General features: G+C 38.6%; 15 protein-coding genes. 12 read left to right on the top strand and 3 right to left on the bottom strand.

The window, feature by feature from the left end:
* Positions 1-81 precede the first annotated feature (81 nt).
* The 12 genes from aroC (at position 82) to aroA (ending at position 12,675) form a co-directional block, all read left to right on the top strand.
* Positions 82-1,254, top strand: coding sequence for a chorismate synthase (aroC, locus tag IC621_RS00075; protein WP_191154558.1), 1,173 nt, complete (start codon positions 82-84; stop codon positions 1,252-1,254).
* A complete protein-coding gene (gene aroB / locus IC621_RS00070) occupies positions 1,254-2,345 on the top strand; it encodes a 3-dehydroquinate synthase (protein WP_191154556.1) in 1,092 nt (363 codons plus the stop codon). Before aroC ends, aroB begins: the two co-directional genes overlap by 1 nt.
* The gene (aroH, locus tag IC621_RS00065) at positions 2,342-2,707 is read left to right on the top strand and encodes a chorismate mutase (RefSeq protein WP_191154554.1); all 366 of its coding nucleotides are present in this window, start codon (positions 2,342-2,344) and stop codon (positions 2,705-2,707) included. Before aroB ends, aroH begins: the two co-directional genes overlap by 4 nt.
* Positions 2,708-3,199: 492 nt before the next feature.
* Positions 3,200-4,708, top strand: coding sequence for an anthranilate synthase component I (trpE, locus tag IC621_RS00060; RefSeq protein WP_191154552.1), 1,509 nt, complete (start codon positions 3,200-3,202; stop codon positions 4,706-4,708).
* Positions 4,705-5,721, top strand: coding sequence for an anthranilate phosphoribosyltransferase (gene trpD, locus IC621_RS00055; protein WP_191154550.1), 1,017 nt, complete (start codon positions 4,705-4,707; stop codon positions 5,719-5,721). Before trpE ends, trpD begins: the two co-directional genes overlap by 4 nt.
* A complete protein-coding gene (trpC, locus tag IC621_RS00050) occupies positions 5,714-6,490 on the top strand; it encodes an indole-3-glycerol phosphate synthase TrpC (protein WP_224752225.1) in 777 nt (258 codons plus the stop codon). Before trpD ends, trpC begins: the two co-directional genes overlap by 8 nt.
* The gene (locus IC621_RS00045; protein ID WP_191154546.1) at positions 6,471-7,124 is read left to right on the top strand and encodes a phosphoribosylanthranilate isomerase; all 654 of its coding nucleotides are present in this window, start codon (positions 6,471-6,473) and stop codon (positions 7,122-7,124) included. Before trpC ends, IC621_RS00045 begins: the two co-directional genes overlap by 20 nt.
* Entirely contained in the window at positions 7,108-8,340 is a 1,233-nt protein-coding gene (trpB, locus tag IC621_RS00040; protein ID WP_191154544.1) for a tryptophan synthase subunit beta, read from the top strand. Before IC621_RS00045 ends, trpB begins: the two co-directional genes overlap by 17 nt.
* Positions 8,303-9,100, top strand: coding sequence for a tryptophan synthase subunit alpha (gene trpA, locus IC621_RS00035; RefSeq protein ID WP_191154542.1), 798 nt, complete (start codon positions 8,303-8,305; stop codon positions 9,098-9,100). The genes trpB and trpA overlap by 38 nt, the downstream gene beginning before the upstream one ends.
* Positions 9,101-9,156: 56 nt before the next feature.
* Positions 9,157-10,236 carry a histidinol-phosphate transaminase gene (gene hisC, locus IC621_RS00030; RefSeq protein ID WP_191155023.1) on the top strand — a complete coding sequence of 360 codons (1,080 nt, stop codon included), beginning with the start codon at positions 9,157-9,159 and terminating at the stop codon, positions 10,234-10,236.
* Between the two features lie 42 nt (positions 10,237-10,278).
* Positions 10,279-11,385 carry a prephenate dehydrogenase gene (locus IC621_RS00025; RefSeq protein ID WP_191154540.1) on the top strand — a complete coding sequence of 369 codons (1,107 nt, stop codon included), beginning with the start codon at positions 10,279-10,281 and terminating at the stop codon, positions 11,383-11,385.
* A 9-nt stretch (positions 11,386-11,394) separates the two neighbouring features.
* Complete coding sequence (gene aroA, locus IC621_RS00020) at positions 11,395-12,675, top strand: 3-phosphoshikimate 1-carboxyvinyltransferase (protein WP_191154538.1); 1,281 nt, start codon at positions 11,395-11,397, stop codon at positions 12,673-12,675.
* Positions 12,676-12,714: 39 nt separating this feature from the next.
* On the opposite strand, the gene IC621_RS00015 is transcribed toward aroA, so the two are convergent.
* The 3 genes from IC621_RS00015 to IC621_RS00005 all read right to left on the bottom strand — a co-directional run bounded on the left by IC621_RS00015 (position 12,715) and on the right by IC621_RS00005 (position 15,669).
* Complete coding sequence (locus IC621_RS00015) at positions 12,715-12,942, bottom strand: FtsW/RodA/SpoVE family cell cycle protein (RefSeq protein ID WP_191154536.1); 228 nt, start codon at positions 12,940-12,942, stop codon at positions 12,715-12,717.
* A gap of 223 nt (positions 12,943-13,165) precedes the next feature.
* Complete coding sequence (locus IC621_RS00010) at positions 13,166-14,950, bottom strand: L-lactate permease (RefSeq protein ID WP_191154534.1); 1,785 nt, start codon at positions 14,948-14,950, stop codon at positions 13,166-13,168.
* A 170-nt stretch (positions 14,951-15,120) separates the two neighbouring features.
* Entirely contained in the window at positions 15,121-15,669 is a 549-nt protein-coding gene (locus IC621_RS00005) for a cupin domain-containing protein (RefSeq protein ID WP_191154532.1), read from the bottom strand.
* Positions 15,670-15,841: the final 172 nt, after the last annotated feature.

Below are 15,841 nucleotides of genomic sequence, written 5' to 3'. Positions count from 1 at the left end.
ATCAAAAAATCTATAAATGTGTACCTATATGTGCTATAGTTTTACTTAAAAGCGTTAATGTGGTGAAGGGAGACTAAAAAAATGCGATATTTAACAGCAGGTGAATCACACGGCCCGCAGCTAACTGCGATAGTTGAAGGGGTTCCGGCAGGAGTTCCGATAACAGCAGAGGATATAAATTCAGATCTTGCAAGAAGGCAAAAAGGACATGGCAGAGGAAGAAGAATGCAAATTGAAAAGGATCAAGTCCAAATCCTTAGTGGTGTTAGACATGGAGCGACTTTAGGTTCTCCAATTGCATTAGTGGTAGAAAATAAAGACTGGACCCACTGGACAAAAATTATGGGTATTGAACCAATCACAGAGGAAGATGCAAAAGAAGTAAAAAGACAGATTACAAGACCCCGCCCTGGGCATGCTGATTTAAACGGAGCAATCAAATACGGCCACCGAGACATGAGAAATGTACTTGAACGTTCTTCTGCAAGGGAAACGACGGTGCGTGTAGCAGTTGGAGCGGTTGCTAAAAAAATTCTAGCGGAGCTTGGTATTACGATTGTCGGCCATGTTAGAGAAATTGGGGGAATAAAGGCCGAGCGACAGGGTTATAAAGATTTAGAAGATTTAAGAAAAGTAACAGAGGAATCACCAGTTAGATGTTATGACGAGGAAGCTGGTCAAAAAATGATGAACGCTATTGATTCCGCGAAAGAAAACGGTGACTCGATTGGAGGCGTAGTTGAGGTAATTGTAGAAGGGATGCCTCCTGGAGTAGGAAGTTATGTTCATTATGACCGTAAACTTGATGCAAAAATCGCTGGCGCTGTTTTAAGCATTAATGCATTTAAAGGTGTTGAGTTTGGTATTGGTTTTGAAGCAGCTCGCAAACCAGGTAGCGAAGTCCACGACGAGATTGCATGGAGTAAAGAAAAAGGGTATTACAGAACGACAAATCGGTTAGGAGGTTTTGAAGGAGGAATGACGACAGGGATGCCTATAGTTGTGAAAGGTGTCATGAAGCCTATTCCGACATTATATAAGCCTCTTCAAAGTGTAGACATTGAAAGCAAGGAGCCGTTTTCTGCAAGTATTGAACGCTCTGACAGCTGTGCAGTTCCAGCGGCAAGCGTCGTTGCTGAATCGGTTGTCGCATGGGAAGTAGCTAATGCTTTAATTGAACAATTTGGAATCGATCGTCTTGACCTAATTAAAGAAAATGTGGAGAATATGCGTAAATATGCGAGGGAGTTTTAATGAGAACGCTGGAAATTAAAACAACCTCTTCCAAATACCCAGTTATTGTGGGTCCAAATTGTTTGCAGACTTTGCCTGATTTTCTAAAAAATCGAATGAATCAACTATCTAAAATATTACTTATTACCGATAGTACAGTTAATCAACTTTACGGGGATAAAGTACTCCATCTTCTAATGGATACCCCTTATCCTGTCAGCAAATTTGTAGTAGAAAGCGGAGAGCAATCCAAATCTTTTCAACAATTTATTGATATACAAACCTATGCACTGCAGGAGAAGCTTGACCGAAAGTCTCTTATTATTGCCCTTGGAGGCGGGGTCGTCGGTGATCTTGCTGGTTTTGTGGCAGCAACCTTTATGAGGGGGATTCCATACATTCAAATCCCGACAACTCTTTTAGCCCATGACAGCGCAGTTGGAGGGAAAGTGGGCATTAATCATCCACTCGGTAAAAATATGATCGGAGCCTTCCACCAACCAATTGCGGTTCTGTATGATACATTATTTATAAAATCGCTTCCGTCTCTCGAGCTAAGATCAGGATTCGCCGAAGTGGTGAAGCATGCGTTTCTTAAAGGGGAATCCTTTTTACAGGAGCTTATTTCTATAGAGGATATAGAAATGCTTGATGAAAGCCATCTGGCTGAAATAATCTATAAGGGTATTGAAGTTAAAGCAGAAATTGTCGGCCAGGATGAAAAAGAAGCAGGTATTCGTGCTTATTTGAATTTAGGACACACGTTGGGCCATGCGGTAGAAGCGGAAATGGGTTACGGTAAGCTTTCCCATGGTGATTGTGTTGCTGTGGGAATGCTATTTGCTTTTTCATTAAGTGAAAAAGTTTTTAAAGTTGACTTAAATTATGTGAAAATAAAATCCTGGTTTAAAAGTCTGGGTTTTCCAGTTGTAATTCCTGATAACCTTCTTACAGAAGATCTTATAAGCAGAATGATATCAGATAAAAAATCAACATCAGGTCAAATAAATATGGTTCTCATAGAAAAACCAGGATCAGTGAAAATAGAACAATTTACAGCATCAGAATTGACAAACTTTCTGGAAAGCTGGAGAGAGGAGGAATTGGTTTGATACGTGGAGTAAGAGGGGCAACAACCGTAGAGAAAAACAATTCCGAGGAAATTTTGGATGCAACAAAGCAATTGCTAAAACAAATGATTGAGCTAAACAATATAAAACCATATGATGTAGCACAAATATTAGTGTCTGCAACAAGTGACGTCAACAGTACTTTTCCTGCAAAAGCCCTTCGATCATTTGATGGATGGCAGTATGTCCCGATCATGTGCATGAAAGAAATGGACGTACCAGATGGTCTAGCTCGTTGCATAAGAGTGATGATGACGATAAACACGGATATTGATCAAAAAGAAATTCAGCATGTATACTTAAAGGGAGCCGTTTTATTAAGGCCTGATTTATCCCACTCCTAACTCAGGTTAGGTCAAAACCTCTTTGGGTGGTCAAACAAAATAGGGATTGTATTTAGCAGGTGAATAGTGAGAAGGCGTCTCGGGCTCTATTTCACCCGTGTCTTCCCTAGTCGTGGCCATATCTGTGTGACTCGCATCCTGAGGGCTTTCTCTATCTATCAGTGGGATGAAGAAAACCCCATTGATGGAAAATTCTCATTATCAAAAAATTAAATCTATTATTGACAAGTAAAGATCAACTGTAATACCATAATAACAAGTTTTAAGAATGAGATTAGTTTAGAAAAGGTAAAAATGAAAAAGCAAGTAAAGAGTTGAGTTTAGGGTAGCTAGTCTGAGAATGAGAGAGTTTAGCTGAGGTTTGTTTTTTTGTCATAAAATCTACTACCCAAAGACTTTCCATTTACGTTGGATTGTTTTTGGGTTTTTATTTTTTAACCTCAAAATGCCTCCATTCTCCTCGCGTTCAAACTAATACGAGGAGTGATACAAATGTTTAATGAAGATTTTGACTCATTTTTTAAAGAATCTTCCCTCTTCCGAACGATTCCTATTGTAAAACGATTCAATGTAGACACGTTAACACCTATTCAGATTTTTAAAAGTTTAGAAGATGAAGCTGTTTATTTACTTGAAAGTAAGGATGATGAATCGAGCTGGTCCAGATATTCCTTTATAGGTTTAGACCCTTTTTATACAATTAAAGAAAGTAATAACACGCTAGAAGTATTAGAAAACGAATCTGCCAAATTTGAATCAGAATCATTAAGGTCCGTTATGAGCTGGATTGATGCAGAATTGAAAGTCAGCTTGCCAGATATATCGATACCTTTTGCAGGGGGAGCGGTTGGATACATTGGTTATGAAGCTATCCACATGTTTGAACCTTCTGTTTCTGTGAAGCAATCGGACCGGAAAAAATGTCATTTATTTATTTGTTCGACGATGCTTGCGTTTGATCATCAAGAAAAAGCATTGTATATGATTAAGTATGTTAGACTTCAAGACAAAGATACTAAAGAGATGATTCGACAAAAATATGAAAATGGAATTGCAGAAATTAATCGAATACTGTCAAAAATGCAGGCTGGTAAAAAAGTCGATGACCTCCTTTTACCAATCATGGAACGAAACAAGGTCGACTTTTCGCTTGCAACTTCAAATTATGAAAAAGAAACCTTTTTACAAGATGTTGAAAAAGTGAAGGAATATATTCGAAGCGGAGATATTTTTCAAGGTGTTCTTTCCCAAAGATTTCAAATTCCAATAACGATAAGCGGATTTGATTTATACAGGATTTTAAGAACGATCAATCCATCTCCTTACTTATTTTATATAAAAACAGATGAAACAGAGCTGGTCGGGAGTTCACCTGAAAGATTGATTCACATTCAAAACGGCCATTTAGAAATTCATCCAATTGCTGGTACAAGAAGACGCGGAAGGACATCGGAAGAAGATGAGGAGCTTGCAAAGGATCTTTCACAGGACGACAAAGAAATAGCCGAGCATGTCATGCTCGTAGACCTGGCTCGAAATGATATTGGCAAGGTTGCAGAATACGGGTCCGTGAGTGTCCCTCTAAAACAAAAGCTTGTCCGTTTTTCACATGTCATGCATTTAATTTCAAAAGTAACTGGAAGGTTAAAGGATTCTTATCACCCGGTAGATGCTTTATTATCCTCTTTTCCAGCTGGAACGGTATCAGGTGCTCCAAAAATAAGAGCAATGCAAATTCTTCAGGAATTAGAGCCTACAGCAAGAGACGAGTATGCTGGATGTGTGGCGTATATCGGGTTTGATGGAAATATTGACTCCTGTATAACGATTCGGACGATGGTCATCCGTAACCAAACAGCTTATGTGCAGGCTGGCGCAGGGATTGTCGCTGATTCAGTCCCTGAGCTTGAATGGAAAGAGACTAGAAATAAGGCTAGTGCCCTAATATATGCAATACAAATTGCTGAGCAGGTTTTTTCAAAAAGGGAGGTAAAAGCATGAAAAAATTATTGTCGAAATGTATTAATGGTGAAACGTTATCTTCTATAGAGGCGGAGGAAAGTATGCTTCAAATTATGGAAGGGGAAGCAACAGCAAGTCAAATCGCTAGTTTTTTATCTATCTTAAGATATAGAGGCGAAACCAAAGAGGAGATCATTGGATTTACAAAAGCGATGAAAAAGCAAATGATTTCTCTTGAATATAATGACGAAGTGATTGACACTTGTGGCACAGGTGGTGACGGTATTTCAACCTTTAATATTTCGACTGCTAGTGCTCTTGTTGTAGCTGCAACTGGTACAAAGGTAGCAAAGCATGGAAATCGGGCTGTCTCTTCAAAGAGCGGCAGCGCAGATGTGTTGGAGCTTCTTGGCATTCCGATCCAGACAACGCCAATTGAGGCTAAAACAGCACTTGATGAAAATCATATGAGTTTTTTATTTGCTCCGTTGTATCACGCTTCAATGAAAAACGCTGTCACGCCAAGAAAAGAAATTGGGTTTAGGACAGTTTTTAACTTGATTGGACCGCTTGCCAATCCTGCAAATACAAAAAAACAAGTAATCGGTGTTTTTTCTACAGACTATGCTGAACGAATGGCGGAAGCTCTTAGAGAATTAGGTTCTGAACATGTTCTGCTTGTCACAGGGCGAGATGGCATTGATGAATTAAGCATCTCAACAGAGACGGATATTGTTGAATTAAAAGACGGGGAGATTAAAAGGTACTCCATTGCTCCTGAAGACGTAAATCTAAAAAAAGGGTGCTTGGAAGAAATTCAAGTCCAAACACCGATTGAAAGTGCTACTCTTATTCAAAAAATTTTCACTGGAGACAGTAATCAAAGCGCCAAAAATATTGTTGCTTTAAATGCCGGAGCTGCCCTTTATGTAGCAGGTACAGCAAAAACTTTGATTGAAGGAGTACAGTTGGCTCTGCAAGCACTTTCGAGCGGTAAGGTTTATGATCATCTTCAAACAATTGTTAGAGAAAAGGAAGAAAAATATGCTTAATACAATCCTGAAGCACAAAAAAGAGGAAATCCTGCAAATAAAAATGCCAAATGATGAAAATATTCAAAATCGATCTTTTTTTCAGGCGTTAAAAAATAGTAATAGAGAAGTTGGTCTAATTGCTGAAGTGAAAAAAGCATCCCCTTCAAAAGGGTTAATAAAAGAAAATTTTCAACCGGTCCAAATTGCAAAAGAATATGAAAAGGGATTGGCAGATTGCCTTTCCGTTTTAACGGATGAACGTTTTTTTCAAGGGAACAGAGATTATTTGACAAAGGTAAAAAAGGCTGTTCAAATACCTGTCCTAAGAAAAGATTTTATCATTGAAGATATTCAAGTCCTGGAGTCGAAAAAAATAGGAGCAGACGCTATTCTGTTAATTGGAGAAGCTCTTGAACCTTCAAAATTATATGAGTTATATCTTTCAGCGTATGAAAAAGGGATGGACGTTTTGGTTGAAGTTCATTCTTACGAAACGTTATCCAATCTGCTTGCTTTATTTACCCCTAAAATAATTGGTGTAAATAACCGGGATTTAACCACTTTTAAAACAGATATAAGGCAATTACAGCATTGTGTTGAAATTATTCCAAACGAATCCATCGTCGTGAGCGAAAGTGGAATTCATACCTATGATGATTTGCAGGTTGTAAAGAAGGATGGTGCAGAAGCAATACTGGTTGGAGAATCTCTAATGAGAAAAGAAAGTCAGGAGAATGCCATCTACGAACTATTTGGGGAGACAAGTCATGCAAAAACCACTTCTTAAGCTGTGTGGAAACAGGTCATACGAGGATTTTTTGCTAACAAGTCAATCTCCTGCCGATTATTTAGGCTTTATATTTGCTAAGGGTAAACGGCAGGTACAGCCTCAAGAAGTAAAAGAATGGATCGGTCGACACATTCCTTTTTCACAAAAAATTGTCGGAGTTTTTGTAAATCCAACAAATGAAGAAATAGCTGAGGTTTTAAATGCTGTCCCTCTTGACGTGATTCAGCTTCACGGAAATGAGAGCATTGAGAGAGTGGAAGAATTAACAGCTGCTTTTGATTCCTGTTTTTGGAAGGCACTCCATCATCAAGCTGATACAGTAAGCAAAATGTCAGCATATGCGCCTTTTGTTGATGGATATATAATTGACACTCTTATTAAAGGAGAGTGGGGGGGGACGGGAGAGACATTCGACTGGATGAGTGTTCCTTCCTATAAGAAAATGGCTCAAAAATTAAATAAAATTTGTTTTATTGCAGGAGGAATCGATGCAGATAATGTATCAAATCTCTTAGACTTACATCCAGCTGGAGTTGATTTATCTAGTGGAATTGAACAAAATGAAAAGAAAGATTCTGCAAAGCTGCAATTATTAATAGAGAGGATGAACAAGCATGTATCAATTTCCTGACGAGAAAGGGCGTTTTGGTGAATTTGGAGGCAAATTTGTACCCGAAACATTAATGCAGCCTTTAGCCGAGATTGAAGAGGCCTTTCATAATTGTATAAATGATCCAAGCTTTCAGGAAGAATATAAGTCACTGTTAAAGGATTATTCGGGCAGGCCTACTGCGCTTACATTTGCTGATAACCTAACAAAAAAGCTTGGCGGAGCCAAAATTTATTTGAAACGGGAAGATTTAAATCATACAGGTGCTCACAAAATAAACAATGCGATTGGCCAGGCATTACTTGCGAAAAAAATGGGTAAGAAAAAGATTATTGCAGAAACAGGAGCCGGCCAGCATGGAGTGGCGGCTGCAACTGTTGCGGCAAAGTTTGGTCTTGAATGTAAAGTGTTTATGGGAGATGAAGATGTTCAGAGACAGCAATTAAACGTGTTTCGAATGAAATTGCTTGGAGCAGAAGTTGTCCCTGTTTACAGCGGAAATAAAACATTAAAAGATGCTACAAATGAGGCGATTCGTTACTGGGTTCAACATTGTGAGGATCACTTTTATATGATAGGCTCTGTAGTTGGCCCTCATCCTTATCCATATATTGTTAGGGAGTTCCAAAGAATCATAGGGGATGAGGCAAAAAAGCAGTTTCTTTCTTTAGAAGGAAAATTACCTGAAAAGATTTACGCTTGTGTTGGAGGGGGAAGTAATGCCATAGGGATGTTTGCTGCATTCATAGAAGAGGATGTGAATTTAGTTGGGGTTGAAGCAGCAGGAAAAGGAATTGATACGCCATTGCATGCTGCTACGATCACCAAAGGTACAGTTGGAGTTATTCACGGGTCTCTAACTTATCTTATTCAAGATGAATACGGACAAATCATCGAACCTTATTCTATTTCAGCAGGACTGGATTACCCTGGTGTAGGTCCGGAACATGCTCATCTTGCGTTTTCAAACAGAGTGAAGTATGTAAGTGCAACAGACGATCAAGCTTTAGAGGCTCTTGAGTTATTAGCTAGGCAGGAAGGGATTTTGCCTGCTATTGAGTCAGCACATGCTTTAGCGAAAGCTTTTGAAGCGGCGAAAACAATGAATTCTGATGAAAGCATCTTAATTTGCCTGTCAGGAAGAGGAGATAAAGATGTGCATACACTAATGAAAACATTTGATGAAGGAGTGGAACTTGATGGAACAACAGATAAAGAACCAGTTGCAGCAAAATAAAAAGTTGTTTATTCCTTTTATTACTGCTGGAGATCCCACTCCCAATGCGACAATTCAATTAGCCCTATCCCTCCAGAAGATAGGCGCATCAGCTATTGAGCTCGGTGTTCCATATTCAGATCCTCTTGCCGATGGTCCTGTCATTCAAAAAGCAACGAAGCGTGCTTTAAAAAATGACATGAACATTGAGAAGGTTATGAATTTAGCCGGAGAGTTAAAAGAAAAAGGAGTAACAATTCCAATTATTCTCTTTACGTATTATAATCCTGTGTTACAATTAGGGAAGGAACGCTTTTTCGCTTTAACGGAACAAAATCAGATTGATGGTCTCATTGTTCCAGATCTTCCATTTGAGGAAAGTGATCAGCTCAGATCCCAATGTGAGGATCATAACGTTACTTATATTTCAATGGTGGCACCGACATCAGTAGAGCGGATAAGTAAAATATCAACTAATGCTAAAGGATTCATATATTGTGTTTCATCGTTAGGCGTGACTGGAGTAAGAAATGATTTTGATCCAGCCATAGAAGAATTTCTAATGAAGGTTAAAGAACATGCAAAAGTCCCTGTTGCGGTTGGGTTTGGAATCTCTCATTCCGACCATGTTAAACGAATGAATCAAATATGTGATGGGGTTGTCGTTGGCAGTGCCTTAGTTAATGAAATTGAAAAGCTGGAAGAAAAACTTCTTAATCACCAGACGGAGAAAGAAGCGATCATAGAGTTCTCTCAATTTGCAAAATCATTTGTTATCTAAACTAGTTTTGGTAACAAATACTTGCAGGGAGTATATAGAGAATGAGGTGGAACGAGTTGCAGATTAAAAAACAGCTATTAGATTTGAAGCCTTATCAACCAGGTAAACCAATTGAAGAAGTAAAAAAAGAGTACGGATTAACAAAAGTGGTAAAGCTAGCTTCAAATGAGAATCCTTACGGAAGCTCAATTGAGGTTCAAGTAGCTTTGGCAGAGGCAATAAAAGAATTAGCCATCTATCCTGACGGGTATAGTGCTTCATTAAGGGAGCACACAGCAAAACATCTTCAAGTAGATGAGGAACAGCTTATTTTTGGAAACGGTTCTGATGAAGTTGTTCAGATCATCTGCCGGGCATTTTTAAATGAACAAACGAATACAGTAATGGCGACTCCAACCTTTCCTCAATATCGGCATAATGCGGTTATTGAAAAAGCTGAAATTCGTGAAATTGCCTTGGTGGACGGTCATCATGACTTAGAAAAAATGCTGCAAGCCATTGATGAACATACTCGGGTTATATGGGTTTGCAGTCCTAATAATCCTACAGGGACTTATGTTAACGAAAACAGATTATTATCTTTTCTGAAAAAAGTGCCGGAGCATGTTTTAATCGTTTTAGATGAAGCTTATTATGAATATGTCACAGCTTCTGACTATCCTGATACAATCAGGCTGCTTAATGACTATCCTAATTTAATGATTTTACGGACATTTTCTAAGGCTTATGGATTAGCAGCTTTACGAATTGGGTTTGGAATTGCAAATAAGAAGTTAATCAAACAAATTGAACCAGCCCGTGAGCCGTTTAATACCAATCGTCTTGCCCAAGCAGCAGCCATTGCAGCACTTCAAGATCAAGCTTTTGTACAGGAATGTTCAATTAAGAATAAAGAAGGCTTACAGCAGTATTATCAATTTTGTGATCAAGCAGGCCTTACCTATTACCCTTCAGAAGGAAATTTTATATTGATTGATTTCAAAAAAGATGCTGATGTGTTATTTGAAGGACTTTTAAAACACGGTTATATTGTCCGATCAGGAAAGGCACTTGGCTTTCCAACGTCACTCCGAATAACTGTCGGGTCTCATCAGGAAAATGAAGAAATCATAGAAATTTTAAAAACGATAGTGTAAGAGGTGAGAAAATCACCTCTTCTTTTTGGAAAAGGTGATATGATGCATAAAACAGTTTTTTTGGTTGGCTTAGGACTTATCGGCGGATCCATCGCTCTTGCAATCAAAAAAGAATATCCTGACTGCAAAATATTAGGGATTGATATAGATGAGGAGCAAGCAGATATCGCGAAGCTTTTAACTGTAATTGACGACAAAGTCGAGACGATTGAAATGGGAGCAAGTGCTGCGGACTTTATTATTTTAGCAACACCTGTTGTTCAAACGTTATCCTTAATAGATTATCTTAGCAAAATGGAATTAAAGCAAAAAGTGATTGTCACGGATGTTGGCAGTACGAAGCAAAAAATAGTAGAGCATGCTGCTGATAAGTTTGGAACCGATAAGATATTTATCGGAGGTCATCCGATGGCAGGCTCACATAAATCAGGAATAACAGCCGCAAAACCCCATTTGTTTGAAAATGCCTTTTATGTCCTGACTCCTTCAAATAATACAGACCCTGCTGCTATTGATGAGTTAAAAAAGCTTTTAAAAGGGACCAAGGCAAATCTAATTGAAATGGCGCCAGATGAGCATGATTCAATTACAGGGGTAATTAGTCATTTCCCTCACGTAATTGCTGCAAGTCTTGTTCACCAAGCTGAAAGATTTAATCATGAATATCCAATGATAAAAAGAATGGCAGCAGGCGGATTTAGAGATATTACGAGGATAGCTTCGAGTTCTCCGACAATGTGGAGAGACATTTTGTTACATAATAAAGAGGAATTGCTCCATTTGTTCAATGATTGGCAACATGAAATGGATACGATTCGTGCTTTAGTAGAAGCAGAGGAAGCGGAAAAGCTGCACGACTATTTCATTCATGCGAAAACGTATAGAGATGGTCTACCGCAGCGACAAAAAGGGGCCATTCCCGCCTTTTATGATTTATACATAGATGTCCCTGATTATCCCGGGGTTATTTCTGAGATCACTGGTTATTTAGCAAAAGAACAAATAAGTATTACCAATATCCGAATTATCGAAACCAGGGAAGAAATATACGGAGTTTTAAGGGTCAGCTTTCAAAATGAAGAAGATCGGAAGGAAGCAAAAGCTTGTATTGAAAAATATTCTGATTATGACACATTCTTTGGCGATTGAGGTGTTGAAATGAAATTAGAGAGAGTAAACAAGTTAAACGGAGAAATCCAAATTCCCGGTGATAAATCCATTTCTCACCGAGCTGTGATGTTTGGTTCTATGGCAAATGGAGTTACAAAAATAGAAAACTTTCTGCCGGGTGCTGACTGTTTGAGTACAATCAGCTGCTTTCGTAAAATGGGTGTGAGCATCAGTCAATCAGGAACAGATGTTTCAGTGGTTGGAAAGGGAATGGGTCAATTAAAAGAGCCTGCAAGTCTCTTGGATGTAGGTAATTCAGGGACAACTACGAGACTAATATTAGGGGTTCTAGCTGGACTGCCCTTTCATTCGTGTTTAATCGGGGATGAGTCTATAGCCAAGCGCCCGATGTCTAGAGTTACAAATCCCCTTAAGCAAATGGGGGCTAAAATTGATGGACGTGAATACGGCAATTATACACCGATATCCATTCGCGGCGGGGACCTGAAAGGAATTAATTACATTTCTCCAGTTGCCAGCGCACAAGTGAAATCTGCCATTCTTTTGGCTGGATTGCAAGCTCAAGGTGAGACAACTGTTAGGGAACCCCATAAATCAAGGGATCATACCGAGAACATGCTGAAAGCGTTTGGTGTAAACCTTGAGGTTGATGGTTTGACAGTAAAAATAAAAGGCGGCCAAGAATTAACAGCTGCATCTATCTTTGTACCCGGCGATATTTCATCTGCTGCCTTTTTCCTAGCTGCCGGTGCCATTAATCCAAGAAGTGAAATTCGGTTAAATAGAGTCGGGACTAATCAAACAAGAACAGGGATTCTCGATGTCCTGTTAAACATGGGCGCATCAGTTACCCAAGCAAATTCGGTGACAGATCAAGCCGAACCGATGGCTGATTTTATAGTTCGAACTTCTAATTTGAAAGCAACGGAAATATCAGGTGATCTAATTCCGCGATTAATTGATGAAATTCCAATTATTGCTTTGCTGGCTACACAAGCGGAAGGCACGACGGTTATTAAAGATGCAAGTGAATTAAAAGTAAAAGAAACGAACAGAATCGATACTGTTGTCTCTGAATTATCTAAGCTTGGTGCTGACATCGAAGCAACAGATGACGGAATGATCATTCGTGGAAAAACCGCCCTTAAAGGAGGGGCAATAGTTTCAAGTCATGGTGATCATCGAATTGGCATGATGCTTGCAGTTGCCTCGACAATTTGCGAGGAACCAATCCAGCTTGAAGGAAATGAGGCAATCAATGTTTCTTATCCTTCATTTTTTGAACATCTTCGGAATTTATCAGAATAAAAAGGTACCTGCCGTCTCCTTAGGAGTTGGCAGGTTTTTTTAATGATTTAGAAAACCCCTGGCTATGCCGGGGGCTCCTTTATCAGGTGCTTTTGTCGAATTCTCGTTTAACCTGATTAACATCGAAATATTAACAAGTATTACTACCGAAATCATTAGCAACAATAAAGAAGATCCGCCATAGCTTACAAATGGTAACGTAACCCCGGTAATAGGCAACATTCCAGTAGCTCCACCAATGTTAATAAATGCTTGTATTCTAATCATAGAGGAATTGGAGATACCCCTTGTATGGAGTATGGATCATCAGCTTTCAAATTCTGACCAGGGAGCTTACTCCCACATCCTGTACATGTTTTATTGATCCAAAAAACCATGAATGCAAAAACCAATCTAAATCCGACCTGTTTTTTCCTTGTGCTAAACTTGCATGAATGAAAAGAAGAGTTCCCCAACCGAAACGACCATTATCCTCCTAGAGGGGAGTATTTCACATGTTTATGTTATTTGATTTATGTTGCTTTTGATGATAAGACCGGTTCTTAACAATAAAAGTTACAATGGTACCAATAATAGCTACTCCAATAATTGTACCAAGATTAAAACCGAATCCATTTAAAATGATGTATCCAACAGTTCCAGTAAATAAAATATAATAGGCTGCTGGAAGGAGAACCTTTCTTAATACTTCTCCTTCCCTACCGATAAGTCCAACTGCTGCTGAAGCCATTACAACATTATGCACACAAATTATATTACCGGCAGCTGCTCCCACGGATTGAAGTGCTATTACCCAAGATGAATTAATACCAACATTTTCAGCAACTTCAAATTGGAAAAAGCTAAACATCATGTTACTAAAAGTATTACTACCAGCAAAGAAGGCCCCCATAGCCCCGATTAAAGGTGCAACAAAAGCCCATTCACCTCCAGAAATAACAGAAAAACCATCGGCTAAAACAGAGGGTATACTAGCAAACTCTGCAGCCCCTCCATCACTATGAAGAAAAACCTGGACCATCGGCACTGCGAATATTAAAGCTGCTCCTGCCCCAATTATGATGTCAGACGATGACTTTATTGCCTTTTGATAGGATTGTAGTCGCATACCGTGGATCCAATACGTTAATATCGATACCACTATAAAAACAGTGCCTGGTGAATAGAAGATATCAATAGATGAACTGATATCTGTGCCAAACAGATTATTAAATTTAACAGTTAATATTTTTAACCAAGAAGCAAAAGGAAGGTAATCAAGTCTAGTTACAAAGAGCACGATTGCCATAATAATATAAGGTATCCACGCTCTAAATAGTGAAAATGGTGCAGTCTTTTCCTCTTCTTGTATCTCTATCAAACCTGTCCATTTTTCATCCCATTTTGATTTTCCTTGGAAGTCCCATACCGTATCCTTAGGCATAAACCATCCTTTTTTTGCAGCGATTACGGCTGGTATTACACCAATTAAACCACCAAAAATCGATGGGAATTCTGGTCCTAAGAAAATAGCTGTTAAAACGTAAGGTACTGCTAGGCAAACTCCCCCAAATAGAGCGAATTTCCATGCACCAAGCCCTTCTTTAAAGGACTTATTTTTGCCAAAGAAACGACATAACAACACAACCATGAACAAAGGTATAAATACTCCTACCATCCCGTGAATAAGCGCTACTTTTATACCTATACTGTGAATGTATTGATCCCATGATAATCCACCAATTGTGGCATTTACTTTATCAATGGCGCCATCCCCTAATCCTGTACTCACTCCAATTAATATAGGGGTCCCGACAGCACCAAAGGATACAGCAGAACTTTGAAATATCATACAAACCATTGCTGCAGCCATGGCAGGGAAGCCAAGACCCATCAGTAGTGGTCCTATTACTGCGCCGGTTGATCCGAAACCAGCTGCGCCTTCCAGAAAGGCACCAAATATCCATAAAATTATTATTACTTGGATACGCCGGTCTTTGGTAATCGTGGAAACGCTCTCCCGAATAAGCCCTAATCCACCACTTTCCCTAATTGTATGAAGTAGAAGAACGGCACCAAAAACAATATAAAGTATATTGAAAACGGTTATAAGTCCATTCACACTAGAGGCGGCGACTTGGCTAATGGATATCTTCCATACAAATAGAGCTAAAATTAATACCATTATATAAGCTAAAAGCATTGTTCTTTTGGCAGACCAACGTAATACTACGAGAAATAAAAATATAATGAAAATAGGTAACAATGCTAGTAAAATAAGAAGTGATTGACTCATTATTACACCTCTACTTTCTATTTATCTTTAAAATTTCATCGCCTTTCAATAAAAAGAATATTCTGAAAAATATACTTAAAAAGAGAAGAAGGATGATATCATCAAACTTCTTCCTCTAAGATAGAATTTTCTAGTTTTGCGTTCATAAAACCTTACTATAAAGTAAAAAACTACTTTTCTGGCAAAATACTATTCTTATCGCTTACCTCTTCCTCCACAACATGTTGTGGCTTTGTCCCAACAGGTTCCTCTAAAAACCATGCGCCTATACCAGAAAGAGTAGGAACGTCTTGAATCGTATATAGAATAGCATTTTTATGATCAGACGTATTACAATGTTCGTGTTCTAGCCAAGCAGGGGAGAAAAACACATCTCCTTTTTCCCATTCGATCTTCTCTCCATTAATGACACTGTAACCTTCGCCCTGAAAGACAAAAAAGATAGCAAAATTACTGTGTTTATGCGGGTTATTATGTTCCCCTGGTTTTAATACTTGTACTAGTGCATTTATATTAGGTGAAACCCCATAAGAATCCCCAGTATCTTTATTAATAAGCGATACTGCCCCTCTGCCATCACCCATAAAATCTCCGGCCAAAGATTCATCTAAGTGTTTCATTATGTCCTTTCCTTTCCAAATACAAGGTCGAACGGTTGGCTTTGTACTTTTTTGAAGAAAATCTTTGTAACTAATAAATTCTGCTGCTGCATTACCCATTATTTTTCCTCCTTCATATGATTAGGATAATAGATATTTAATTCTTTACAAACCAAGCTTGTTTGTTAATTAATAGTTTGATTCATCATCACTTTTTGTGAAAATAGCACAAAAATAGGAAAACACGAACGAATTCCTGGCAATAATGTTAGTTACCACAACAAACATTAGG

The organism is Metabacillus arenae (genome assembly GCF_014773385.1).
Taxonomy (GTDB): domain Bacteria; phylum Bacillota; class Bacilli; order Bacillales; family Bacillaceae; genus Metabacillus_D; species Metabacillus_D arenae.
This window is presented reverse-complemented; position numbering and strand designations above follow the sequence as displayed.